At 58.0% G+C, this 25,442-nt stretch carries 21 protein-coding genes and 1 pseudogene; 6 read left to right on the top strand and 16 right to left on the bottom strand.

Annotation, left to right across the window (positions count from 1 at the left end; translation table 11 throughout):
- Positions 1-7: 7 nt before the first annotated feature.
- Positions 8-394, bottom strand: a complete 387-nt coding sequence (locus XI08_RS24510; RefSeq protein WP_271576311.1) for a VOC family protein — start codon at positions 392-394, stop codon at positions 8-10.
- 4 nt (positions 395-398) lie between these two features.
- Positions 399-1,343, bottom strand: coding sequence for a ketopantoate reductase family protein (locus tag XI08_RS24515; protein ID WP_271576312.1), 945 nt, complete (start codon positions 1,341-1,343; stop codon positions 399-401).
- Positions 1,344-1,446: 103 nt separating this feature from the next.
- Between XI08_RS24515 and XI08_RS24520 the strand changes: the two genes are divergently transcribed.
- Positions 1,447-2,427: a LysR family transcriptional regulator gene (locus tag XI08_RS24520; protein WP_271576313.1), complete on the top strand. Its 981-nt coding sequence runs from the start codon at positions 1,447-1,449 to the stop codon at positions 2,425-2,427.
- A 1,078-nt stretch (positions 2,428-3,505) separates the two neighbouring features.
- Here the strand turns inward: XI08_RS24520 and galE are convergent.
- Positions 3,506-4,498, bottom strand: coding sequence for a UDP-glucose 4-epimerase GalE (gene galE, locus XI08_RS24525; RefSeq protein WP_271576314.1), 993 nt, complete (start codon positions 4,496-4,498; stop codon positions 3,506-3,508).
- A 403-nt stretch (positions 4,499-4,901) separates the two neighbouring features.
- On the opposite strand from galE, the gene XI08_RS24530 reads away from it, so the two are divergent.
- Both XI08_RS24530 and XI08_RS24535 read left to right on the top strand, forming a co-directional pair.
- Entirely contained in the window at positions 4,902-5,147 is a 246-nt protein-coding gene (locus tag XI08_RS24530; protein WP_167770526.1) for a DUF1488 family protein, read from the top strand.
- A gap of 888 nt (positions 5,148-6,035) precedes the next feature.
- A complete protein-coding gene (locus tag XI08_RS24535; RefSeq protein ID WP_271576315.1) occupies positions 6,036-6,263 on the top strand; it encodes a cold-shock protein in 228 nt (75 codons plus the stop codon).
- 39 nt (positions 6,264-6,302) lie between these two features.
- On the opposite strand, the gene XI08_RS24540 is transcribed toward XI08_RS24535, so the two are convergent.
- The 4 genes from XI08_RS24540 to XI08_RS24555 form a co-directional block, all read right to left on the bottom strand.
- Positions 6,303-7,088 carry a hypothetical protein gene (locus XI08_RS24540; protein ID WP_271576316.1) on the bottom strand — a complete coding sequence of 262 codons (786 nt, stop codon included), beginning with the start codon at positions 7,086-7,088 and terminating at the stop codon, positions 6,303-6,305.
- 397 nt (positions 7,089-7,485) lie between these two features.
- The gene (locus XI08_RS24545; protein WP_271576317.1) at positions 7,486-8,691 is read right to left on the bottom strand and encodes a glycosyltransferase family 4 protein; all 1,206 of its coding nucleotides are present in this window, start codon (positions 8,689-8,691) and stop codon (positions 7,486-7,488) included.
- A gap of 17 nt (positions 8,692-8,708) precedes the next feature.
- Positions 8,709-9,842, bottom strand: a complete 1,134-nt coding sequence (locus tag XI08_RS24550) for a radical SAM protein (RefSeq protein ID WP_271576318.1) — start codon at positions 9,840-9,842, stop codon at positions 8,709-8,711.
- Position 9,843: 1 nt separating this feature from the next.
- Positions 9,844-11,199 carry a glycosyltransferase family 4 protein gene (locus XI08_RS24555; protein ID WP_271576319.1) on the bottom strand — a complete coding sequence of 452 codons (1,356 nt, stop codon included), beginning with the start codon at positions 11,197-11,199 and terminating at the stop codon, positions 9,844-9,846.
- A gap of 350 nt (positions 11,200-11,549) precedes the next feature.
- Here XI08_RS24555 and XI08_RS24560 point away from each other — a divergent pair, with 350 nt between their 5' ends.
- Complete coding sequence (locus XI08_RS24560; protein ID WP_271576320.1) at positions 11,550-13,691, top strand: type I secretion system permease/ATPase; 2,142 nt, start codon at positions 11,550-11,552, stop codon at positions 13,689-13,691.
- 69 nt (positions 13,692-13,760) lie between these two features.
- Positions 13,761-15,794, top strand: a complete 2,034-nt coding sequence (locus tag XI08_RS24565) for an HlyD family type I secretion periplasmic adaptor subunit (RefSeq protein ID WP_271576321.1) — start codon at positions 13,761-13,763, stop codon at positions 15,792-15,794.
- A 47-nt stretch (positions 15,795-15,841) separates the two neighbouring features.
- Here XI08_RS24565 and XI08_RS24570 read toward each other — a convergent pair whose 3' ends face one another.
- The 5 genes from XI08_RS24570 to XI08_RS24590 all read right to left on the bottom strand — a co-directional run bounded on the left by XI08_RS24570 (position 15,842) and on the right by XI08_RS24590 (position 19,865).
- On the bottom strand, positions 15,842-16,216 hold the full coding sequence (locus XI08_RS24570) for a VanZ family protein (RefSeq protein ID WP_271576322.1): 375 nt from the start codon (positions 16,214-16,216) through the stop codon (positions 15,842-15,844).
- 57 nt (positions 16,217-16,273) lie between these two features.
- Positions 16,274-17,635, bottom strand: coding sequence for a DUF4910 domain-containing protein (locus XI08_RS24575; RefSeq protein WP_271576323.1), 1,362 nt, complete (start codon positions 17,633-17,635; stop codon positions 16,274-16,276).
- Positions 17,636-17,664: 29 nt separating this feature from the next.
- Positions 17,665-18,900 carry a class I SAM-dependent methyltransferase gene (locus XI08_RS24580; RefSeq protein ID WP_271576351.1) on the bottom strand — a complete coding sequence of 412 codons (1,236 nt, stop codon included), beginning with the start codon at positions 18,898-18,900 and terminating at the stop codon, positions 17,665-17,667.
- Positions 18,901-19,070: 170 nt separating this feature from the next.
- On the bottom strand, positions 19,071-19,652 hold the full coding sequence (locus XI08_RS24585; protein WP_271576324.1) for a dTDP-4-dehydrorhamnose 3,5-epimerase family protein: 582 nt from the start codon (positions 19,650-19,652) through the stop codon (positions 19,071-19,073).
- A 27-nt stretch (positions 19,653-19,679) separates the two neighbouring features.
- Positions 19,680-19,865 (bottom strand): hypothetical protein, encoded by a 186-nt coding sequence (locus XI08_RS24590; protein ID WP_271576325.1) that lies wholly within the window; start codon positions 19,863-19,865, stop codon positions 19,680-19,682.
- Positions 19,866-20,229: 364 nt separating this feature from the next.
- Between XI08_RS24590 and XI08_RS24595 the strand changes: the two genes are divergently transcribed.
- Positions 20,230-21,639, top strand: a complete 1,410-nt coding sequence (locus XI08_RS24595; RefSeq protein ID WP_271576352.1) for a glutamate-1-semialdehyde 2,1-aminomutase — start codon at positions 20,230-20,232, stop codon at positions 21,637-21,639.
- Positions 21,640-21,734: 95 nt separating this feature from the next.
- On the opposite strand, the gene XI08_RS24600 is transcribed toward XI08_RS24595, so the two are convergent.
- The 4 genes and pseudogenes from XI08_RS24600 to XI08_RS24615 all read right to left on the bottom strand — a co-directional run bounded on the left by XI08_RS24600 (position 21,735) and on the right by XI08_RS24615 (position 25,441).
- On the bottom strand, positions 21,735-22,397 hold the full coding sequence (locus tag XI08_RS24600) for a Crp/Fnr family transcriptional regulator (RefSeq protein WP_271576326.1): 663 nt from the start codon (positions 22,395-22,397) through the stop codon (positions 21,735-21,737).
- Between the two features lie 356 nt (positions 22,398-22,753).
- A pseudogene (locus XI08_RS46430) lies at positions 22,754-23,025 on the bottom strand (transposase); the annotation flags it as partial.
- A 286-nt stretch (positions 23,026-23,311) separates the two neighbouring features.
- Positions 23,312-24,082, bottom strand: a complete 771-nt coding sequence (locus tag XI08_RS24610; protein ID WP_271576327.1) for a LuxR C-terminal-related transcriptional regulator — start codon at positions 24,080-24,082, stop codon at positions 23,312-23,314.
- A 300-nt stretch (positions 24,083-24,382) separates the two neighbouring features.
- The gene (locus XI08_RS24615) at positions 24,383-25,441 is read right to left on the bottom strand and encodes an NAD-dependent epimerase/dehydratase family protein (RefSeq protein WP_271576328.1); all 1,059 of its coding nucleotides are present in this window, start codon (positions 25,439-25,441) and stop codon (positions 24,383-24,385) included.
- Between the last annotated feature and the right edge of the window lies 1 nt (position 25,442).

Below are 25,442 nucleotides of genomic sequence, written 5' to 3' on the forward strand. Positions count from 1 at the left end.
GTTTTCCTTAGGCCCGTGGATTGATCGCCAGGGCCGCTTCCACAGCGCCTGCACTGGCTTGCAAGATTTCGACGTTCAGCCCGCCAGGCAGTTCGAGCCAGTTCGGTCCCGTAGGCAGCGCCTTGGCGCCCCAGGCGGCGGCACGGGCGAGCACACCTTCGTAATCGTCGACCATGATGCCGAGATGGGCGAGGCGCCCCTCCGGTCCGACGAAGTTCGGATCCTCGATGAGTTGCACGCTTCCGAGCACCCATACCTGACGCGGGCGGGCACCATCGGCGGGTTGCTCGTCGCGAATGGCAAGACCAAGCACCTCGCGAAAGAAGCCAACGTGACGATCAACGTCCGGCACACGGATGGCGACGTGTTCGACGTAGGCACGGGGCAGCGACATCGTCTCAGGACCTTCCAGGATAGTCGCTGCGGGCGTATTCGATGCCCTTGACAAGCGCGACAAGGGTGGAATTGACGGGGGTCGGGACGTTGAGCCTGGCGCCCCAGCGCACGACGGACCCGTGGATGTAGTCGATCTCAGTCAAGTTGCCGGACTGCAGACTTTGCAACATCGACGTCTTGAACTCGGGCGGTAGACCAGCGGATGCCATCGTCCAAGCGCGCCGCGGGTCGGTGATCGAGATCTTCACGCCAGCCGCCTGCGCGACCGCGATGCCCTCTGAGATCGCGGCCAGCGCGCAATCTTCCAGGATCGGCAGCGAATAGAGACCGCCATAAGTCAGGCCGGTAATGGCGGTAATGCCTCCTCCGGCAACGTTGATGAACAGCTTGTCCCACATCGTGCCCAGGATGTTGTCGCTGAGCAGCGTGAGGATGCCGGCGCGGTTGAACGTCTCGGAAATTCGCTGTGCGCGTTCCGTCAAGCGTCCATCAAGTTCGCCGATGATGGTTTCCTTGCCGATGACCCCGGAGCGAACATGACCGGGGCCAAGCAGCACGCCACCAACGTAGGTCTTGCCCGCCATGACCCGGTCACGACCAACTTCCTCCGAGAGGATGTCCTCGTGGCCAAGACCATTTTGAAGCGACATCACGACCGTATGCGGCCCGATGATCGGCGCGGCCGCCCGGATGGCCTCACGCGTGTGGTAGGATTTGACGAGGACGATGACGAGGTCAGCCTTGACGCCGACCTGGGCCGCGGACGTGCAGGCGGTGACCTTCACGACGGTTTCGGCGCTACCTTCGCGCATGCGAAGCCCGCGGGCGTTGATTGTGTCAACATGGGCCTGGAACGGATCAATCAGCCAGACCTCGGCTCCCCCACGCGCCAGCGTGCCGCCGATGGTCGAACCTAAGGCCCCCGCTCCGATAAAGCAGATCCTCATCCGAACGCTTCTCCCAGCGCCTTTCTCGGCGTTGGTCGCGTCGTAGCAGGCTGGTTTACATTAAGATATGCTATGATTCTTATAACCATTATTGTAATTTACAATGACACCTCAGGATCACGCCGAGACGAAACTGCTGGAGCCACGCCTGCTCAGGCTCTTCGATGCATTGTTCACCACGGGCAGTGTCACCAAGGCAGCCGAGAAACTCGGTCAGAGTCAACCGACCATTTCGATCTGGCTTGCACGCCTGCGAAAGGAACTGGACGATCCACTCTTCATCCGCTCAGCACAGGGGATGCTGCCGACTCCGCGCGCCGAGGCTCTCATCGGCACGGCCAGACAAGCGTTGGAGATGCTGCGTCGTCTGGCGGAGCTTCGCTCCGACTTTGATCCCGCGACTGCCAAGCGCCGCTTCGTCATCTGCATGACGGATGCGAGCCACATCACGCTGCTTCCGGCCATCCTCGCTCACGTTCGTCGCGTTGCGCCGGGCATCCGCATTGAGGCGGCGCAGATCGGCGGCGATACCCCACGAATGCTGCAGTCTGGCGAGGCCGATCTGGCGCTCGGCTACATCTCGGACCTCGACGCTGGGCACTTCCAACAGGCACTCTTTCCGCAGGATTGGGTCTGCCTGGCAAACGCAAGACATACCCGGATCCGCGAGCGCATCACCGCAAAGGATTTCAAGCGTGAGGCGCATGTCCTCATTCGATCTGGCACCGGACATCAGTTGCTCGCGGACGCGCTACGGGAGCAGCGGATAGTCCTTGATGTCGTGCTTGAGCTACCCGGCTTTTTGGGGCTACCCGCGATCATCGGCACGACTGACCTGATCGCCACCCTCCCAAGGCACATTGGCGAAACGTTGGCTCATTATTACGGACTGAGCGTGCTCGATTGCCCGCTGGCGATCGCCGGCTTTACGGTGAAGCAATATTGGCACGCCCGCTTCCATCACGACACGGCAAGCCAATGGTTGCGTGACGTATGCGGGGAGCTTTTTCAACAGCAGAAAGTGCGGGGTCTCCATCGTTCCGGTCGGCCAAGGAAACGAAGGCCACGCGATTTGCAGTCGTAATGGTCCCCGGTAGCGGGGCAACGACCGCTCCCCGAGGCCGCCGGCTGGGCCGATTGCGGCACTGCTGCAATTCCGCACAAGCGCATCTCGACCTTTTGTCCGCTTCGTTCGCCGTAGCACCCTATTCTACGATGAGGGCAAAACAGACCTGCCCGAGCAGCTTCCGCGGTATATGTTGGGATGGAAGCCTCGGAGATAAGCCAGCTTGGCCACGCCGTTTAGTTCGATTCTGGACCGAGCCTTAGAATCTGTGTTTCCAAACGCGCCCAAAGTGAAACTGCTTACCGAATGAACTCAACAGCTTGAGATCTGGCTGGGGCGGGAGGGATCGAACCTCCGAATGGCGGAATCAAAACCTGCTTGATTATATAGTGATTTCAAGGCGCATTTGGAAAAAATGGTCGAAACACGCCCCAGTAATTTCAGTAGGTTGGCTGCTGTTTCCAAATGAAAATGGGGCAGCTAGCGATCGATCAAGCAACGCAGCTGCGCTTCAGATTCGCTTAGGCATGGCGCGCGCTATCACGCATGCAAGCGCCTTGGAGTAAGCATCTGAAGATCCCGATAAAGCGGCTAATTAAGAGATAGCGACGGGTTGAGAACCATCAATGACTTACCAGTCGCAAACCAGGGCTTATCCGGCCGCAATTGGGCATCTGTCGCACGACCACGATACTCGCTGCGCTGAGTATTTTGGGAACGACTGAAACTGAAGAGTACAACGGATAGATCAAGAGGCGCCGCTTAGCTCGCCGGGCGGGGCAGGCCTAGCGCTTGGCGCAAGCTTGGACCGTCGTAGTCAGTGCGGAACGAGCCACGACATTGCAGCTCCGGCAGTAGCCCGTGGACCAGCTCCTCCAAGCCGCTCGGAAGATAGAGGACCTGCAACATGATGCCGTCAGGCGCCGGCCTCTCGCCACTTCTGCATGCGATCGGCCACCGTACCGGGCGTGCCGGCAATCCAACGGTGGTTCTCCCCACTCCATAGCAATCCCCGTGCACAGCGATGCCCCGGGCTTGTCGCAACCCATCAGTACGGCTGGCCTCGATGCGCCAAGCCGGACTACTGGCTAGTACGTCATAATCGCGTGAGCGGATGCGCCTTCTGGTGCCAGGCCCAGGCGGTGCGGATCACCGACGGCAGGTCGGAATGGCGCGGCACGAAGTTAAGAACTTTTCGTGCGGCGGAGGGGTCGGCGACCAGATAGGTGGGATCGCCCGCCCTGCGCGGCTTGACAGTGTGCGGCACCTCGCGCCCGGTCTCCTGCCTGATGGCGTCGAGGATCTCGCGCACCGAAAAGCCGGAGCCGGTGCCGAGATTGAAGCTGCCGCCCGCATATCCCTGTTCCAGCAGCTTCAGCGCCGCGACATGCGCGGCGGCGAGGTCGGTGACATGGATGTAGTCGCGGATCGCGGTGCCGTCGGGCGTGTCGTAGTCGTCGCCGAACACGGCGAAGTCGACATGGCCCTGGAGTGCCATCATGGCGCGCGGAATGAGATGGGTCTCGTTGTCGCGCAGTTCGCCGATGCCGCCGGCAGGATCGGCACCGCTGGCGTTGAAATAGCGCAGGCAGAACGCGCCGAAGCCATAGGCCGCGCGATAGTCGGCGAGCATCCGCTCGATCATCCATTTCGACGCGCCATAGGGATTGATCGGCGCGCAGGGGAAGTCTTCCGGCAGCTCCTTGGAATCGGCATTGCCGTAGACGGCGCCGGTCGAGGAGAACACGATGCGATGGCAACCTGCGTTGCGCATCGCCTGGAGCAGCGACAGCGTGCCCTGCAAATTATTGATGTAGTACTTTTGCGGGTCGGTCATGGATTCGCCGACGAGGCTCGCCGCCGCAAAATGCATCACCGCCGTGACCTTGTGATCGGCGAAGGCGCGCGCCAGCGCCACGCCGTCGAGAAGGTCGCCGGTCACCAGGGGGCCGGCAACGAAGCTGCGATGACCTGTCGAGAGATTGTCATAAACGACAGGCTGATAGCCGGCGGCCGTCAGCGCCCGACAGGCGTGCGAGCCAATATAGCCGGCGCCTCCCGTGACGAGGACAGTCGGTCGATCGGTCATGGTTGCTCCCCCGAAGCGAAGTCACAAATCGCCCAATCAATCGTCGACAGCATAAAATCTGCGCAGAGCGCAAGCAGAGCGAGCTTCAACCATCCAGGATCCTTTGCGGCGCAATCGAGCGCGACGCTGGTTCGGACAAGCGGACCAGAGACAGCTATTGCGGAGAGTCGATAGCGAACTCCTTTGTCATGAGGCGATTTGATGCCCAGGGCCGGCCCACAACTTGACCGTGATCAGATTCAACATTGCTTTATTTCCCTAGCATCCATCTCGTGCAAGGCAGTCTTCGCCGGCATAGGGCGTAGTGCGAAAGCAACTCCTGAGCCCCCGGAGCAAACGGCAACGAAGAATTGCACAACGGAGATCTGCTGCGATGCCCCTTCGGCATGACCCTTCCGGAGAGATGACCGTTGTTGACCAACATTCAGGCATCCTGTTCGCGATGTTTGACGGTCCCAAACGAGTTATCTGCAGAGTTGATTGGGACGCTCTTATTGATCGCGCAGCGGTCGATGGCGCCGATGAAATGGACATTCGCGCGACCTTTCATCGGCATCGCGAGGCCATCCAGGCTATAGCCAGCCAGAACTATGATGCGGGGCAAGCAAGCCCGATTGTCACGACTTACCAGCTCACACCGCTTCCCTAGTCCCGAAACCCGTGTCCCTTCGTAACCGCCTGAAAAGGAGCGCAATAGTGTTGGCCCCGCACACCACCAAGCGAAAGGTTGCTCCGCCATGGAGCCATGACGAAATCGAGCAGGTACGGTTCCTCATTTTAGAGGGAAAGAGCTTGCACGCCGTCTCACGACGTCTTGGAAGAACGCCACAAGCTGTGAGAAAGATTGTTAGCAGGCTAAAGCTTCCACTCCGACTTGTCGATCTGATGAGGTGAATCGGCTTCAATCTCCGGCACTCGACTGACGTCATCTCACGCGGACGGTCGGAGAATATCACAAATACCTGTCAGACTTGCGCCTCCCGACGAGACCAAGGCAGGCGCCTACTCTACTCATCCCTCCTCGTCTCCCTCCTCGTCGCGGATCGCTTTCGCCCCAGACCCTAGCCGGTTGTCGCGAAAGGGATGGCGTTGCGCGACATTTCATATTGCCGTCGTTCTTTTTGAGTTTAACTAGGCTTTCAGATCGCGATCACTTTGCCACTGCGTCTTTGCAACTAATAACAAGATGCCGCATATTCTATTCTAGGTCGATCGACGGAGGCATTTCGAGAGGCGCTTGCGCCTACAACACATGCAAAGCAGCAAAGCGCATCTGCAAATAAACGCGGCATATTGCTTATTTGCGCAGCAAGAATTGACGAGTCTATTGTGAGGATGTGACCTTTGGACGGCGAGTTCCGATTTATGCGCGGCATATTGCAGCGCCGGTCAGTCTGGATGAACGAAACTCGCCCCTCACCGGACCAAGGGGTAACAACCGGGGTTTGAGCAAAAAGAAGTCATTCTACGCCCGATGTGAACTTTCTACGCTTTCAATCTTTACGTCGGACTAGATCATGCGGATGCCGGAGGAACTTTGGCTAACGGATTCGTAGTCTGGTTCAATAAGTTTAAGGGTTACGGCTTCATCAGGCCCGACGGCGGAGGCAAGGATGTATTCGTTCATATGTCCGCCGTCGAGGAAGCCGGCATTTCGACGTTGATTGAAGGGCAAAGAGTGAGCTACGAGCTCGCTTCCGTTGCAGGCAGGGTAACAGCCGGTCAGCTGCGAGTCGGTACCCAGGAATCTAAATCTGCAGGATGAATGGACATTTCGTGTCCCCGACAGTTCAAAATCTTCGTCTCACGTTCGGCGATACCGGAGTTCAAGGTTCTCGACCATGTCGTTGTAACGACCAATAAGGTCTATCAGCTCGTCCCCATGATCCGACAAAAAACCCGCGATGCTGGAACTAACGATTTGTACGGTCGCGTCGATCTCTCCCAATAGCTCGCGCCGCGCAGCTTCACAGTACTCCGCGATGAGTGCGTCAGCGATCGACAACTCGCTTGCAATCCTCATGGTCTCGAACGTTGGCGCTTCGTGCTGCGGCACAACTTCGAACCAGCGATCTACCCGCGTGTTCCGCTCAACCGCCCTCGTTCGAGGAGAGCCATCAGCAACTGCTCGTTCGACATCGATTGAAAGCAACTCTAGCGTTTCGTTGTGAAGGCGATCGAGCTCAGTCATGGAATGATCAAACATGCTGCTCAGCTGCGTGAGCTGTAGCCACGCGAGTCTCAAATGTTGATACGGCGACAATTGGTCATGGATCCAAGGATAGCTGCCGGCAACAATGCGACAAACAATCAGATCGCCGTATACGGTCCGCAGCTTAAGAAGCGCAGCAAGCTCCGCTTTCAGGCGCTGATGAATGGCCGAGATCGCTCCTGCCATCCGCTCCGGCACGAACTCGAATGACGGATCGGACAAGCGCACTAGATTTTCACCGGCCAGTTCGATGATCGAAACGATCCGCTCGTCAATCTCACCGGTCGTTAGCTCATCCAACCTGCTCATTCTCACATAATCCAGCAACGCCCGGCGCTTCGACACCTGGCCAGCTTCATCGGGCTTGCGAATCCCCAACCCGGAGCCTCTCAGGGTTCGACGGCTTTCGGAAGCCCCAATCTATGTCCATTATCTAGGCAATGGGAGAAATCCAGCTTGTGCTGGCGGCTGGCCGACCGATCTGATCCGGTCGCAGAGCTCGTGGCTCCCCAAGTTTCGATCGCGGGCTACAGACTTTGGACGCCACGCCCATCGACCATGGCCGGCGCTATCGCCAAACCGTAGTTACGGGACGACCGCAAAAGCTGAGATCTCAGCACTGAGAACCGGGGACGCCCGACCTGAAATCAGGCTCCGAGTGACAGCCACAATCCTCAGCGCCGCCAGCCCGGGCGCGGCATCGCTTCAACCCGATCAACGCATGGGGCGCGCCAATATGCTGCCAGACTTTGTCGTCGAAAGCGCTGGCAATGCCTCAATGGTTGGCTGGTCTGCCGTATGCCGATTGTTGCGACCTTGCGCCGGCGCCCCAGCTTGCGCGCGACAGATTGCCTTGCTGCCGTGTCCGGCCGAGCAGGTCATCATAGATATCCGACGTTCTCGATGCGATATCGGACCAATCGTACCGCAAGGCGCTTTCGCGACGCACTATTTCGCGCTCAGACGCGCTCAGACGCGTCTTCGTCAGCGCCAACAGCTTCGCCCCCAACTCCTCACAATCACCGACATGGAAAATGTGTTCGGGATCACCCACCACCTCCAGGTTAGGTGCGATATCACTTACCAGCACCGGCAATCCATAGCTAAGCGCTTCAAGCAGCACGATCGGCAACCCCTCATGCGACGACGGCAAAACAAACAGTGCCGCGTGGGCGTAGAGTTGTCGTAGCCCGTCGCCGGTCTGAAACCCGGCCATGACAACGTTCTGGTGGCCGGCCGCCTCTCTAACCAGCTGATCCGCGTACTCATTCTGGTGGTCGATCTTTCCAACTATGGCGAGCTTCCATCCCGGCATTGCCGTAGCCAGGAATGCGCGCAAAAGATCGAGCTGCCGCTTCTCAGGAACAAGCCGGCCGACTGTCAATACGTATCGTCCTGGCTCCAATCCCAACCCGACCACCTGTTCACTTTGCTGCGGCAAGTCCGAGAACACCACGCCATTCGGCACCACCTCGCACGGTTTGCCATATTTGGAAGTGATGAGCTCGCCTATGCTGCGACTGACCGCGATGCGCTTGCTAGCATAGCGCATTCCGACAGCTTCGCCGGTCCTCAGGACCATACGCGCCGCCCAGCCCCATTTCTCCCTATTGTAGTCCTCACCATGATGCGTGACGACGACCCGCAGGCCGACAGCACGGAGCAACGGCGTTACAATTGCAGGACCTATACCGTGAATGTGCACCAACGCCGGCCGCCGCACCATCGCGACAATTGCGCAGACTACGGAATGGAGCAGAGTCTCCAGATACTTGTTACTTAGAGTCCACAGGCGCAGGACCCGCACCCCCCTCCAGACTTTGGGGACATTCGGGGTGACGTAAGGGGATCGCATGCAGACGGTAACCCCCCTGCCTAGCTCGACCAACCTTGGTGCGAGATTTTCTGCATGCGTCTCGATACCACCCTGAATTTGAGGGAAGCCACGGAAGCCGAACATGTAGATCTCACGCCTTCTCATCTGGACATCCTTCCAATCTAATTGTTCATAAATGTTCGCAGCGGGTAATGCTCGTCCGGGGTTATGCGGCCCTTGACCAGCCGGGCCTTGACATTCTTGTTCAAGAACGACGTTCGCTCGACGTGCGGCGATGGACGCACGTCGGAATAATTAATATAGCTGTCAAAGCATATGCTCTTGCCGATCGAGACCTTGAGCTTGTTCTTGATGACCCATAACAACGGCTCGCCTTTCGGAAGCTGAGGGACCAAGGTGGACCGCATCGCGGTCCGCGCGGTCGTCACCATCCAGCAGTTCTGCCCACAGCTCGCGACCTTTTTCCGTGTCTGCTGAGCGGCCTCGCTATTCATGATCTCGCTCCATGATTCCCGCGCAAGATTTCCCATGGGGAGATCCGAGCGGACGTTGCAGGCCCATACGTCCGACCACGGGTCGATGAAGGCAAAATCCTTACCCGCACTGCACGGGATCAACCGATCATGACCGAGAATCTTCTCGATCAGGCCAAGGTTCAGGTACGCACGAAACCAGTTCTTTGGCTTGGGACTACGCAGCAGCGCCGAAATAAGCCCCTCAACCTTCCGCGCGACTGCCTTCCGATCATAGAAGTAATTGTCGTTCTTGTAGAACTGCCACGCATTGTGAAGCGTGGAAGTTGCCAGCTCGAATCCCTCCTTGCGAGCGAACTCGTAGACATTGACGAGCTGATCGACGTTTTCGTCCTGGATGACCATCGCGAAGCCAAGGTCGGTGCCGCCGGCTTCGCGCAGCATACGAAGTCCCGCGATCTTGGTGCTGTAACCGTCCTTCTCGCCGCGAATTCTGTCGCTGGTCTCCTGATCGCCCTCGAGCGAGAAGCGTACCTTGATGTTGGGGTGTCTCTTGATGATCGGAACGAGGCGCTCCGGATGCAGCCCGTTCGACGATATTTCCGTCACTCTTGCCTTCGGATAGAGAAGATCGATCATCTCTCCGAGGTCTTTGCGAAGCGTCGGCTCTCCACCCGACACATTCAGATTGTCGAAGCCGGATGGAAGCTTCGACAACGTAGCCAGCGACACCTCTTCCTTTGGCTCGGTCGGATTCTGCCAGATGTAACACATCTGACACTTGGAGTTGCAGCGGAACGTGGAAATGACAGTAAGGTCCATTTTATGATCCAACTTTCCTGTGTAAGCTGACTGATGCAATCAGATCCTCGTACAATGCGAGTAACGTCGCACCGTGTTCCTCGAGCGAGTACTCGTTCTCAACGGTCTTGCGTGCGTTGCGACCGAACACCTCGCGACGACTGCGATCGACGAGAAGAGTTCTGACTTTTTCGGAGATTTGAATAACGTCGCCAGGGTCAAACAACAGACCTGTCGCCCCGTCTCTGACCAACTCGGGAATTCCGCCAATGCGGGAAGCGACGATCGGCTTGCCATGCGCCATCGCCTCAAGGATCGAGAGAGGACTGTTTTCGTGCCACACCGAGGGCACGACAATCACACCCGCCTCCCTGATTGTGCGCTCAAGGTCGATGCCCATGAGATGCCCTCTGAACTCCGCCGCGGGGTATTTCCGCCGAAGCTCATCGAAAAGCGGTCCAGTGCCAGCGATCACCAGCCGCCAGGCTCCTTGGGCTGTCGCATGAGCTTTAAGGAGATCCTCAACGCCTTTTTCAGGCGACAGGCGCCCGAAATACAGTGCGTATCCGTCATCGCCGACAGAGGTATCGATACGCGATGCGTCTATCCCGTTCGGAATATGAACCACCTTATCGGCGCCGAACCGACGGACAATGGCCTCATACATGAACTTGCTCGGCGCAATGAATTTTCCGACGCGGTGATAGCTTCCCAGCAGCGCGTGATAGCGCGCCTCCGCCCAAAGCAAGGCGCTGCGCCCAAGAGAGCCGTCGGCGCAACGGCGAGCGAGAACCGTCTCAAAGGCGCCGTCCCCGCATCTCGCACACACCTGTCCGTTGCTAAGCTGCGTATAGACGGGACACACCGGTTTGTAGTCGTGAAGCGTGAGGACGACAGGAACCCCCATTTCCGCTGCCGCAGTGACGATCGAGGGGGTGAGCTGGTGATAGATATTGTGACAGTGCAATACATCCGGCTTCTCATCTCGGATGAGGCGCGTAATCTGCGAGACAGCTTCGGATGAATGAATAAAGGATAATGCCGATCTCAGCTTTTCGCGCCTGGATGATGCGCGATACGATTTCTGCGAAACGAAGTACGATTGGAAGCGTGATGGAATATTTCGATCGTCATTCATGGAGAATTCGACGACGTCAACATTCCGCCTGCGCATCAACTCCATCTCGTCGAACATAACGACTTCGGAGCCGCCGTTACGAAAGAAGAACTTGTTCGCAAACAACACTTTCAGAGCGTGCCGGCCCGATCCGTCAAGCCGTTCTCGTCTAGAGGACGGAACATCTTGCTCCGGACTCAGCCTCGATCGCGCCACCGATACAGCGATCTCTTCGCTGAAATCGAACGAAGGCTCCGTCATCGCCGCGGTCCTTATCTGGAGACCGAAACAGGCCAAACCGCGGGGCGGACACCAACGCCTGCAGAATGGTGTTCGGTCGGGCGGTGCAAGGCTGATCTCGTCGCAACTACAACCATCGGCAGGATGATAGGCGGCCGCTATGCACCGATATTGACGGCCGTCAACTCGCCATCGGTGCGCGGCCTAGGATGGGGTGCTGGCCCCTCTTCGAGTCGGAATGCTGCCCAATTCTGAGGGTACGGGCTGCGTCTAAGGACGCGCTCGGGCGGCAAAACGACATATCTTCATGATCGGCGCGAACTGCACGGTGACTGCCGGATCGCAACTGCTCGATGCAATGCGGAGAGAGGATGCCCGAGCACCTTGAGCCAGTTGGCGCAATCCCCGACCAGGGGTTGATCGCGCTGGTCATGATGCTCCGATTCAACCGCCTCGCCATAGATCCTGAGCGCATCCGTCATCAGTTTGGGACCATTATCAGGGTCGCCGAGATTCTCCGCTGTGCCAAGGAGCTTGGGCTGAAGGCTCGTGTCGTCAGGACCAATTGGTCTAGGCTTTCCGGTCTGCCGATGCCAGCGCTTGCCATCCTTCGTGAGGACAGATTTCTTATCTTCGGAAAGGCCACCGAGGAGCGGGTCATCGCGCTCGAGCCGGGTCGCCCGCAACCGGTCATGATGTCGCGGATGGAACTCGAAGCCGTCTGGGACGGCGCGGTCATTCTGATGACGCGTCGAGCCTCTCTTTCCGATCTGGCGCGGCGTTTCGACATCACGTGGTTTCTCGGCGCAATCCGAAAATACCGGCGATTGCTCCTCGAAGTCCTTGCAGCATCGTTCTGCCTTCAGCTGTTTGCCCTGGTATCGCCGCTCTTCTTCCAGGTGGTTATCGACAAGGTTCTCGTGCATCGCAGCATGAGCACGCTGGACGTACTTGCCATCGGCCTCGTAGCGACCGCGATATTTGAAACGATCCTTGGAGTTCTACGTACATACCTTTTCTCTCACACCACCAATCGAATCGATGTCGAACTCGGCGCTCGGCTGTTCCGCCACCTGTTGGCGTTGCCGATCGGCTACTTCCAGGCGCGGCGGGTGGGTGACTCCGTCGCGAGGGTCAGGGAACTCGAAAATATCCGCAATTTCCTGACGAGTTCCGCTCTGACCTTGGTCATCGACCTGTCGTTTTCAGTTGTCTTCATTGCAATGCTGGCCTTCTACTCGCCAACGCTAACCTGGATCGTTCTCGCCTCGCTTCCGGTCTATGTCGCGATTTCTGCCGGAGCGACGCCTCTGTTTCAGCGGCGGCTCGACGAAAAATTTCAGCGGGGTGCGGAGAACCAGGCCTTTCTTGTGGAGAGCGTCACCGCGATGGAAACGCTCAAGGCGATGGCTGTGGAGCCTCAGATGCAACGCCGCTGGGAGCAACAGCTCGCCGGATACGTCGCAGCGAGCTTTCGTGTCATCAGCCTGGCGAACGTGTCCAGCCAATCAGTCCAGCTTGTCAACAAGCTGGTCGGCGTCGCCATCCTGTATTTCGGCGCTCGGTTCGTCATCGCTGGCGATCTTACCGTTGGCGAGCTGGTTGCGTTCAATCTGATCTCCGGTCGCATCAGCGCTCCGGTCCTCCGACTAGCCCAGACTTGGCAAGATTTTCACCAAGCCAGACTCTCGATCGCGCGCCTCGGCGACATCCTGAATACAGAGCCGGAGCCTGTTTACAGGCCCGGCAATATGGCGCTGGCTACGATCCGAGGTGATATTGCGTTCGAAAAGGTGACTTTTCGCTACCGCATCGATGGGCCTGAGATCCTTCGAGATGTGCAGCTGCACGTTCCGGCAAGGCAGGTCATTGGAATAGTGGGCTCCTCGGGATCGGGGAAGAGCACTTTGGCCAAACTGGTGCAGCGGCTGTATATCCCGGAGCGAGGCCGGGTTCTGGTCGACGGGATCGACGTGACTCAGGTAGACCCCGCCTGGCTGCGCAGACAGATCGGTGTAGTTCTCCAGGACAGTGTCCTCTTCAACTGTTCGATCAGGGACAATATCGCCTTCGCGGATCCCGCGACATCGACGGAGCGTGTGATTGAAGCGGCCACGATGGCCGGTGCACACAATTTCATTCTACAGCTACCAAGCGGATACGACACCATAGTCGGCGAACGCGGCAGCAGCCTGTCCGGCGGACAGCGTCAGCGCATTGCGATTGCACGCGCGCTGGTAACCGATCCCCGGATCCTGATCTTTGACGAGGCGACCAGCGCACTCGACTACGAGAGTGAGCACATCGTTCAACAGAACATGGCCAAGATCGTGCAGGGCCGTACCGTCCTGATCATTGCGCATCGGCTATCGGCCTTACGAATGGCCGACCGGATCATCACGATTGAAGATGGCCGCCTGGTCGAGGATGGTTCTCATCAAGAGCTGGTCAAGCGCGGAGGACGTTATTCAAAGCTCTTCCGCCTACAGTCGGGCTTCCATGACCTTGCATAGACTGTCCTTCGCTTGCGTCGACACCAACAGGCGACACGGTCGAGCTCACGCCGGCATCGACGAGGGCGCATGAAACAGACAACCACAGAGACGTTCGACGATCCGGGGCTGTTTGTGCTCGACCTACTGCTCCGATTGCGTGGTGTTGACAGCAGCCTCGATCACATTCGCCAGCTGTCCGGTTACACGCCTATCGGTGTCCGGGAAATGCTCGCTTATGCGAGGGAGCTCAATCTCTCTGCGAGCTGTGTTCTGACCGATTGGGACGGACTATCGGCATCAGCCCTGCCTGGCATCCTCCCGATTCGCAGCGGAAGCTTTCTCCTACTCGGAAAAGTACATGGCCACGAGGCCGTGGTGATGACCTCTGGCGCCAATAGGCCATCTATCATTTCCAGATACGAGCTTGAGTCCAATTGGGACGGACGACTCGTCATGATTGCCCAACGACGCGCCATCACCGCTTGGCTTCTGCGCTTTTCACGATACTGCCTGGAATTCATTCGGCGTTCAAAGGAGCGCTCCCAGATAGTCGGGACACGACTGGCTGGTATGTTTTCGTCTCGCGCCGATCGCGCACCTGAAATGTCCAAGCAGCGGCCAGCCGCGCCGACGGAGCCGCCCCGGAATGCGAACAGCGGGAACGCTGTCATTGTTTTCGCGGATCACGCCCGCAAGCTCGGCCGCGCCGTTGTCGGGCTAACGCCTTCCCGCGGAATTCATCCGAGCGAAGCACTCGCTTTCCTCCCCGCAGCGCTCGAAATCATCGAGACACCTCCTTCGCCGGTTGGACGTACCATCGTCATCAGCATCACGGCGGGTTTCGTTGTCGCCCTGCTCTGGGCCTGCCTTGGAACCATCGACATTGTTGCTATCGCTCCTGGCAAGATCATCCCGAGCGACCGAACCAAGACCATCCAGCCCTTCGAGACCGCCGTTGTTCGCGCGATCTACGTTCACGACGGCCAAACCGTCAGAGCCGGTGAGCGCCTGATTGATCTGGATGCGACCATTTCGGCTGCAGAGCTGAACCGCCTCAAGAGCGATCTGATGAGTGCGCAGCTCGACGCCGCTCGCTTGAAGGCGTTACTGTCAAATATGACTAATCCCGCCTCGGCGTTTAACCCGCCTCCAGCCGCCACACCTACTCTGATCGAGATGCATCGTCGCTTTCTCGTCAGCCAAGCCACCGAGCAGGCAGCGAAGCTTGCCGCGATTGACCGCCAGATCTCACAAAAGGAAGCTGAACGAGCCACTTCGAAGGCCTCGATGGATAAGCTGAAAGCCACAATTGGCCCGCTCCAGCAGCGCGTCGAGATACGCGAGCAGCTGTACCAGAAAGAACTCGGGTCCAAGCTGCAATACTTGGCCGACTACCAAGAGCTACTCGGTCAACGACAGGAGATACTCGTTCAGCAGAGCCGTTTTGGCGAAGCAGATGCCGCCATCGCGGTTCTGGTGGAGAACCGCAACAAGGCCATTGCCGAATACGAACGAACGTTGCTCGAGGAACTCGCCAAGGCGGAACAGAAGGCTGCCGGTCTAAGCCAGGACGTCATCAAAGCCGAACGGCACACCGGCCTTCAAAACCTGACTGCGCCCATCGATGGCGTCGTACAACAACTCGCGGTTCATACCGTCGGGGGTGTCGTCACGCCGGCGCAACCGATCATGATGATCGTTCCAATCGATAGCAACCTCGAAGTCGAGGCCATGATCTCGAATCAGGATATCGGCTTCGTCGAGGCAGGCCAGGACGCCGCCATCAAGATCGATACCTTCAATTTTACCCGGTACGGACTGTTGCAGGGCAAGGTGATCAACATCTCCCAGGATGCCATTCCCCGGAACAAGCCACCGGAGAACGGCAACACCAAGCCTCTCGGCGCCGGGACAACCAGTAGCGAACCCAATGGACAGGAACTCGTCTATGCAGCGCGAGTGTCACTCGACCGCAGCTTCATGAACATCGAAAGCAAGCGCGTCAGCCTTTCTCCCGGTATGGCCGCTACCGTCGAGATCAAGTCTGGATCACGTAGCGTCATTAGCTACCTCTTATCCCCGATCATGCGGTATAAGCAGGAAAGCTTGCGGGAGCGGTAGCGCGCGAGCAACTATGCAAGGGCATTCGCTGCGCATACCGCGCGCTGTTACTCATGACGTTTCGCGGATGGCGACGTCAGGATATCGATCAGATGCCGCCAGCTCGGAGCTAAACGGCCAGCGCCGACCCCGCAGACTCCCCCGATGACCTTCACTGCGGCGTCGAGAATCCGACCATGACGATCTGGCGTTAGCAACTGCATGCCTTCGAGAGCAAGCGCGCTGAGGATCACCATAGCAAGAACAGCCAACGTACGACGTGTTATACCGAACGCAAACGCAAAGCCCATTACAGCGAAAGCTGCGAAGTGCTCCAGTTGAAGGCCAGCCAACCTCGGACGACCTTGAATTGGTGTCAGCGTTGCGAACGTGATGAACGCGAGTACCACCCACCCACCAATGAGCGCTACCCTTTGGATCATGACCTCTCGCTGGTCCGGGAATGCTCAAATTTGAGGTGTTTACCCACCCTAACGAAACTAGTTTGTCGGGCCCGGCTCGCTTTGCTTGATGAGACCAGCGCGGCTCAGCGCCGCGGCCGCTTCCTTTATCACCGCCCAAGGCAACTTGGATCGTTCGGCGATGTCGAGGAGTGAATGATCCCCGTCGGACAGGTTCAGGACCCATAGCAGCCCCATCTGGAAGTCTCCGGCCGCGAGCCCGCCCAATCCACGGTAAAGGCCATAATTGCCCAATTTTGGCTCGCAGAACGGCTTCTCGCTCCGAAAGCAGGCGTTGTTCTCGATGACGTCGATAGCTGCAATCGCCTTCGTTAGGGTGTCGTACAGCGCAGCAGGGCGAACAAAATCCAGATTATCGGCCGAGCTGTGATACTCCGCGAATCTACCGAAGGGCGTTCGCATCACGGTCCCGATCGGTAGGTTGAAGCCAGGCGAGCAATATTGCCGCTCGTCATAGCCGTAAGGTGAGAACTCCTGAACTTCGTACGGCTCGCCGCTCTGCTCAAGCACATAGGACCAGGCTCGATCAATCTCTGTGTTGCCGCGGCGGCTTCTCTTGTAGGTCATCGCCCCCGAATCGCCGGCGCAGGTCAACACAAATCCATGCTTCACCCGACCGACATGAGCCTCGTTGAGCGCCAACCAGGTGATCGCTCCAATAGTGCCGGGGATGAAGACGAAGCGATAAGTATACCTGAGCTCCATCTTCCGCAGGTGCTGCGCCAGGGCGGTTGCGACCGCGATCCCGGACAGGTTGTCATTGCATAGTGACGGATGACAGATATGGCAGGAGATCAGCACCTCGTCCGAGGTACGACCAAGCAGCCTCAGATCGCCGTAAGTCAGATGACCCGGTGCGAGGCTGGTATCGATACAAACCTCGTAATCGTCCTCCTGCATTGCCAATAGTTCATTGTGCGGCAGACAGAAGCCCCATGTCTTCTGGTAATAGCTTGTCCGGTAGGGAATCCAGTCCGGCTTTTCCGGATCCGAGTAGAGGTGAGGCTTAAGCTCGTCGAGCGTCATGTGTGCCCTCACCGGTATGCTGTAGCCAAGGAGGTGCAAATTCGATTTCCTGAAATCGATCACGCGCTCGCCGGCGCTGTTCTTGACGTATGCATCACGCACGTTCCACTCCGGTGGAACGGTCCAATCAAATACCTGCAGACCGGACGGTACTTCGCACGTGGTAAGCGGAATATGGTTTCGGATGAGATCGATCGTTCTTCGGGTCCCATCCCCCGTTATGCTGCGGGAGATGGGATACATATCTGCAATAAACTCGTGGAGGGCCCGTCCGGTCTTGTCCGCCGACAGGTCAACGGCCGCGTCACTCTCCCTGAGGTCCGCGAGGTCTGCATGCCTTGCAATGTCATCCATGCTCGACGTCCCTCCGGTATCCGGTTGGCTCAATCCACGATCCTGGGTTCGGGAATCGGCACCACGAACTGAGCTCCCCAGCTGCGGGCGAATGACAACTGGCTAACGATCTCCCGCTTCAGGTTCCAGGGTAGAATGAGGATGTAGTCCGGCTTTGTCACGTTGATGCGTTCGGGCTCGAGAATCGGAATGTGAGATCCCGGCAACAACGACCCCTGCTTGTGCGGGTTTCGGTCGACCGTATACTCGATGAGGTCCGAGGTGATGCCGCAGTAGTTCAAGAGTGTGTTGCCCTTGGCTGGGGCGCCGTACCCGACAACACGCTTGCCCTGTCGCTTTGCATCCTCAAGAAAGGAAAGAAGCTTTTTCCTGGTTTCCATAGCGCGCTCTTCGAACGCGTCGTAATGATCAAGATTGGCATATCCGGCATCGATTTCGCGGCGCCTGAGATCCAGCACCCGATGGGAGATCGGATGCCATCCCTTGTTGGCGTGCTGAGCATAGATTCGCAACGAGCCACCATGGGTCGGCAACTCTTCCACATCAAACAATGTCAGGCCGTGGGCCGCAAAGATCTTCTCGACAGCGATAAACGAGAAGTATGAAAAATGCTCGTGATAGATCGTGTCGATCTGGCACTCGTCAAACAGACGCATCAGATGGGGGAACTCCATCGTGATGACCCCCGCGTCGGCGAGAAGAAGGCTCATGCCTTTGACGAAGTCATTTAAATTTGGCACGTGAGCCAGGACATTGTTTCCGATCAACAGATCAGCGCGCAGCCCCTCGCGTCGCAAGGTACGGGCTGCACGTTCGCCGAAGAACTCGACACGAGTCGGAATCCCCTTCGCGCGCGCAACGGCAGCGACGTTCTGAGCCGGCTCGATGCCTAGAACCGGCACATCGGCTTCGACAAAGTATTGCAGCAAATAGCCGTCGTTGCTCGCGATCTCGACGACCTTGCTGTTTGCCCCGAGTCCGAACCTTTCGATGACCCGGTTGACGTAGGACTTAGCATGCTGCAGCCAAGAATCGCTGTAGGATGAAAAGTAAGCATAGTCTCCAAAGATATTCTCCGGCGCCTCCCATTCCTCGAGCTGGACAAGGAAGCACTCTCCGCAAACGTAAGCCCGCAACGGAAAAAAACGCTCGTCTTGTTTGGCTTTCTCGTTCCGAAGATAGGAATTTGCCAACGGAGACATTCCGAGATCAATGAACACACGTTCAAGAGGCGCGCTGCAAAACCGACAACAGCTCAACTCCATTGCATGCGCAGTCGGTGCTTTGACGCTAAGCGTGGATGCCGCTTCTTTCAGCATTCTATTGCTCCTGCCGGTGGCAATCTGTGATGTCGCCTGCACGCTAGCGTTGGTCGGGGCAGAGCTATTGACGGTCGTCAAGTCACGCTTGCTTTTTGCGAACGTGGAGCCCTCACCTACGACCTCTTGGAGACTGCGATATTCATGCGGGCCTTCAATTCGTCCCCGATATTGCTGTGAGGCTTCCACGCCCTGTCACGATCCGAGAGCACGCGCACCTCTGCCGGCCAGGAAATTCCAAGCGAAGGATCGTCATGCGGCAACCCGCCTTCCGCGCCTGGCGTGTAATAGCTGCTGATTAGATAAATCAGCTCCGTATCGTCAGTGAGCGTGATGAAACCATGCGCGAAGCGCTCCGGTATGTAGAGCCCGCGGCCATTGTCCGCCGAGAGGTTAACGATGACATGTCGCAAATAGGTTGCCGATTCCGGCCTCAGGTCGACGATCACGTCGGCCACAGCCCCCTTGGTGCATCGGACGTACTTGTTTTCCGTCGCCGGGGGATACTGAAAATGCAGGCCGCGCAGCGTACCGCGTTTTGCATTGTAGCTGATACTTGCCTGCGCGACGACAGGCTTGAGACCGTGCGCAAGAAATGTGTCGGCGCAAAATACCCGAGCGAAGTATCCCCGGTTGTCCTGATGCCTATCTATCTCCACCGTGTAGGCGCCGGCGAGGATCGTTTCGGAAAATATCATGTGGCAGATGAAATAGCTGGGTTCGGGCTACTGGAGGAACGCGATCCGACAGAGTTTGACGGCAAGCCACAGCAGAGCTAGATCCCACGCAACGACGCTGACCAGCGCAAATGCGACGCCGAGGACAGGCCAGTCGAGAATCCGGCTCGCCGCTTTCGCGGCCCTGAACGGGGTTGCGTAGGTTGCGGTTCTGAGTTGATCGAATTCAGACATTGCCCGCTCAATCCGTGACGTGACCTCACGACAGCCTAGCCAGAGCTGAATTCGCCAATCTGACAAAGCTCAATAACGGTGGGCTATGCAATGGCGGCGTTCAAACGATGCTGTGGGTAGCGGGGTGCTGCATCCCGCCAGGCCAGCTGCGCCCGCCCCAGAACGGAGATTGTCGAAAGGCCGACTAGCTTTGCGCTCCGCCTGAGCCGAACTGCAGCAATTGGAGAAGATCGCCTGGAATCCTGGTCGCGGCTGCGGCCAAGTTGAGGACTCTCAAATACGTGACATCCTTGTGTCATCAAATGCAGCCGGGCGGCGCGCAACTGCGGTTCTTCGAAAATCACGCGTTGAGAGGGCTTTGGCAATGAACATTAGGTCAAGTTTTTTCTCGGGAACAAATCTGGACAACTTCGCAACGTCCGGAGCGATGCGATTTCGAGCGCGCGCTGCGATCCCGGGCGGAGCACATACTTACGCGAAGGGCGACGATCAGTACCCGCTCCTCTCGCCAGGCTTCATCGCGAGAGGCTTGGGCTGCCATGTATGGGACGTCGACGGCAACGAGTTCATCGAATACGGAATGGGGCTGCGCGCGGTGTCGCTGGGCCATGGCTTTCCAGCTGTCGTGAAGGCCGCAGTCGAGCAGCTGTCCCAAGGCACAAACTTTACGCGGCCTTCGGCACTTGAGGTCGAATGTGCGGAGCGCCTGATCGAGCTCGTCCCCGCCGCCGAAATGGCGAAATTCACCAAGGACGGATCGACGGCCACGACGGCCGCCATCCGGCTTGCCCGAGCTTATACCGGCCGGGACATGATAGCGCTTTGCTCCGATCAGCCCTTCTTCTCTTACGACGACTGGGCGATCTGCACGACACCCATGAACGCCGGCATTCCTCGGGCTATGGCGCAGTTGACACAGGGATTCCGGTACAATGACCTGTCCTCGGCGGAGGCGCTGTTTGCCCGATACCCGGGTCGGGTGGCAGCCCTGATCCTCGAAGCCGAAAAGGAGGTACCGCCGACGCCGGGATATCTCGCCACACTGCGCAAACTGTGTCATCGGAATGGTGCCCTCTTGATCATCGACGAGATGATCACTGGCTTTCGATGGCCGGAGTGCTCCGCCCAACGTCACTATGGAATTGAGGCCGACCTCTCGACCTTCGGCAAGGCGATGGGCAACGGCATCGCAATTTCTGCGCTGCTCGGCAGACGCGAAATCATGGAGCTGGGTGGCCTTAATCACGATCGCGATCGCGTCTTCCTGCTTTCGACGACGCATGGTGCCGAGACTCACGCTTTGGCTGCGGCCCTGGCCGTCATGAACACCTATCGTGACGAACCAGTCATCGAGACGCTCCACCGCCAAGGAAGTCGCCTGAAGGCCGGCATCGAAAACTCCACGCAGCGCCGCGGACTAACCCGCTATTTCAAGCTCGCCGGCCGGACGTCCAATATGGTCTATGCTTGTTGTGATCGTGACGAAGTGCCATCACAGACCTTCCGCACATTGTTTCTCCAGGAGACAATCCGCCGCGGCTTGCTAGCGCCCTCACTGGTCACAAGCTATTCGCACAGCAACGATGATATCGACCGAACCATCGAGGCCATCGACGGCGCACTCGCCGTATATCAGAGGGCGTTGGAGGACGGGCCGGAAGCCGATCTGATTGGCAGACCGGTCGCACCGGTGTTCCGTCGACGGGCCACTTCGACTTCGACCGGAACGTCGAAAACGAAAGTTCGCGGCTCAAGCGATGCGAAAGCCAGTTAATCGATCAAAGCTCAGCGCGCGGCGGGTTGTGTTTGGATAACCCGCCGCGAACCGCAAAGAACAGTCGCGGCGGGACGCTTACAACACGAGACGGTTTAATCAACGGCTCGCCCGTTGGAGATCCTCGCGAGCCCCTCAAGATCGGTGAACTTGATCGTCTTGCGATTGGGAAGGTCGATGACCTTCTTCGCCTTGAACTCGGCCAGGGTACGACAAACCGTTTCGAGCGACGTCCCAACGTGATCGGCGATATCAGCCCGGGGTAACTGAAGTCGGAACGCGCCAGGACGTTTGGGGTCCGCAGGCAAGTGTGGCCGAATGCGCAGCAAGAGCCAGGCGATGCGCGCCACGCAGTTCTTTTGGCTCATGGTCATCACCAAGGTGAGGGTATCTGCCAGCACCTGATGAGCCCCACAGGGCTCATCGCTCCGGCACACCCCAGAGGTCCGCGATCGGATGACGCGACAATCTGTCACGGCCTCTGCAGTAAACTGTTGATGGGTTGAATGGGTCGGCATAACGACATCGCCCGGCCAGTAGAAAGCAAGTATCTGGCGATTTCCGTTCTCAAGAAGGCGGACTGCCCGTACGACCCCCTCAACGATCTCGATCTTCTGAGCTTCTTCCTCTCCTTCCCAAAAGAGAGCCCTGCCGCGAGGCACGAAGGACGTAGACGGGCGTCGAAAATCGGGAACGTTGGTCGATCTATGAATTTGCGAAGAAAGTTTACCTTGGAGTAGAGCGGTTTCTGTAAGCATTTGAATTCACCTCAATACGTAACCCAATACGTTGAAGTGTAGGCGGACCTACTCCGAAGGATATTCAGGCTAAAGCGTTAGGATTCTACTGGTTCCGTATAAGCCGGTTGGACTAGTACGTCCGGCGAAAAAACTATTCGCTGCCTGTGCTGCGGTCAAACGAGCAAAAAGCTCGTGCAAGCTTGCAGTGATGGTGCTCACGCGTGTATCACCTGTGCCCAATTACACAGCGTCTTCTGTCGGATCGTTTTTTTCGGAAGAGTTGCGGTTGAGGAGCGCAATTGCCCTTGCTGCACGATTTCATCTGGAGCTGCGAGCTCCCCAAGAGGTTCTCACAATTCCCACGGCGACCAAGTCGCGTGCGCCAGGGCGTTGCGCATGAGGTTGACGCGGCAACGCTGCCGGCTGGCGTTGAGAACCTTGTCCTCGTTGGGGGGCAGAGACGACGCCGCGAAGGCTGCGTCGACCTCTAGGAGACTGAATATCCGTTGCCGAGAACCTCGGCCGGCCTTCGGCGTTGACGCCGACCGCGATGATCGCCGCGACCCGGACGATGCATCCCTGCTGGCTAGCCCTTCACTTAGGTGGCGTCGATCCACAGATATGGCCAGTCGCCCTCGATCGGACGATAAGGCTTTCACCTTGTTCGTCCACGAGCGTGCGGAGCTTCATGATATCGTCGATCATCGGTGGTTCCTCGGTCGCGTTAGCGTGTCGCAACCCAATCCTACCGGCGACTCTCCAGTCTCCACAAAGCTGCCGACCCGCTAGGGAAAGATCTCAGGCGCGTAGGGGGGCTTTGCCCTGCCGAGCTCCACCATTCACCGGGGACACGGCCCCGGGATTACATCTCTAGTAGCCGGCGCCGAGCAAGACGTGTTGCCAAGCGCGCGCAAGCTGGAAAAATGCAGCTATCACCCGGCTGGTCTTCGAAAGAGAGGCCTGTCCGTGGGCTGCGCCCATCGATCGCCAACGATCAATTCCGAACCTGGGCCTGAGCCATTACCCCGGTCGATCGAGAACCTCTTGCTTCTCATTCTGCTAGCCAACCTGTCCCTGGGCCCGACCAACTTCGCGGCTATAAAGGCCGCCTCCGTCCGATTACGGGCACAAAGCGCGCGCAGGAGCGCCGCTGTATGGATCTTGCTGGTTCCTTCCGCGATGCTTAGCTCGCGCGCAATCTCTTTGTTCGACATTCCTTGGGCCAGCAGCGGAAGAATTTCGTTCTGCCGGCGTGTCAATCGCAGAGCCTCCAAATTGAAGTTGACCGTCTGAGGGGGCTCTGGTCGGCCTACATCATCATCGGCTAACCACCGCGGTACATAGATGCGTCCAGACAGCAAATCACCGACCGCGGACAGCAATTCCTCATCCGACTGAAGCTTGGGCAAGAACCCATGAAAGCCAGCCGAAAGACATTTCAGCACGTCCGCGCGGCTGCTTGAAGCCGACATCACTGCAATACGGGTGGCGGGCCTCAAGTCGACGACTTCCGAGAGAACCGCGAGCGAACGTTGATTAAGACAGCCTAGATCGATCAGGATCAAATCGATGCCTGTCTCCAGCTCAAAATTCTCAAGCTGTGACGTGTCTATGACGCGGGACTTCTTAAACCTGGCCTCAACTACATCTCGGAGACCACTACGATAAACACTGTGCTGATCAACTATTAGAATGACTGGCACTGCTCAATCTCCGAGCAATCCCGTACTCTTACCCGGGACTCTCACATCGTTGGCAGCTTGAACTGATGAAACGGCAAAACAACCTCACCCATAGGTACTTCTGCTCGGTGTTCCCTTCCCTCCGGCTATACGCTGCCACCCATAGTTAGGATTGCCGCATTGCAAAAATAATATGATCAGTTGAGGAAAAGTCAACTGGTGATAGCAATTCGTTTCTTAACGCTGCCGCGCCGACAGGCCTCAACCTGGCTCCATCGGCGCCGGCAGACAATTACGCGAACCTTCTCGCCGCAAAGGCTACTAAGTGCGCGCGAGCGCCGGCACGATTTCGGGAATTGGCGTCCACCGCAAATGAAGATCCAACTGCTCGGTGTGCTGCAGGTGGCGAAGCTCCAAAAGGCGAGTAAATGGCGCGGCATTGAAGGTCGCTTCGTCCAATTGGATGCGCTGGAATACCCCGCTCAATTGCCGCGCGCCGCGCTGCGCATTCCATTGGCAGCGGAAATTCGGCATGTGGGCCCTAATCTTCGCAAAGGAGACGCGATAGCTGCGATTGTCCGGACCACTCGGACCAAACGAAAGATCGCAATCGGTGAAAGTGTCGTTAACGATCTCCGCGATCTCGCGCACCGTATAATTCTGACTTTCATCGCCGACGTTGAACGCCTCGGCGCAAACCGCTTCGCGGGGAGCGTCTAAAGCGCACAGGATGGCCTGGCAGATGTCCTCGATGTGGACCAACGGACGACAGGGCGTGCCGTCGCTCATGACGCGAATTTTTCCTGTTGTGAAGGCCCACCCCGCAAGGTTGTTCAGGACGAGATCGAAGCGCTGCCGGGGAGACGCTCCAAACGCGGTGGCGTTACGCAGAAACACGGGCGTGAACCGGGAGTCAGTCAGTTCGACGAGATCGCGCTCGACGAGCACTTTGCATCGCGCATAAGCCGTCTGAGGTTCGCAAGAAGACGTCTCGGATTTCACCTCGCCGCCGGCCGCTCCATAGATGCTGCAAGAGGACGCATAGATGAATCGCCCGATTCCCGCCTCCCTGCACTTGCGGGCAAATTCCACGGAGCCGCGATGGTTGATCTCCATCGTGATCGCAGGATCATTCTCTCCCAGCGGATCATTAGAGAGCTCCGCGAGGTGCACCACAGCGTCAAACCCCTCCAAATCAGACAGTGACAACTGCCGCGTATCGCGGGACATGACCATTGGCCGTGTCCTGCCATCATCGAATAGCCAGCCGCGGCGGTAGAGGCCCGTGTCGATCCCGATCGCATCGTAACCGTGCTCAAGCAGTCTCGGGCCGAGCACCGCACCGATATATCCGTCAGCTCCAGTGAAGAGAACGCGCATC

The sequence above is a fragment of the Bradyrhizobium sp. CCBAU 11361 genome, from assembly GCF_028128935.1.
Lineage (GTDB): Bacteria > Pseudomonadota > Alphaproteobacteria > Rhizobiales > Xanthobacteraceae > Bradyrhizobium > Bradyrhizobium niftali.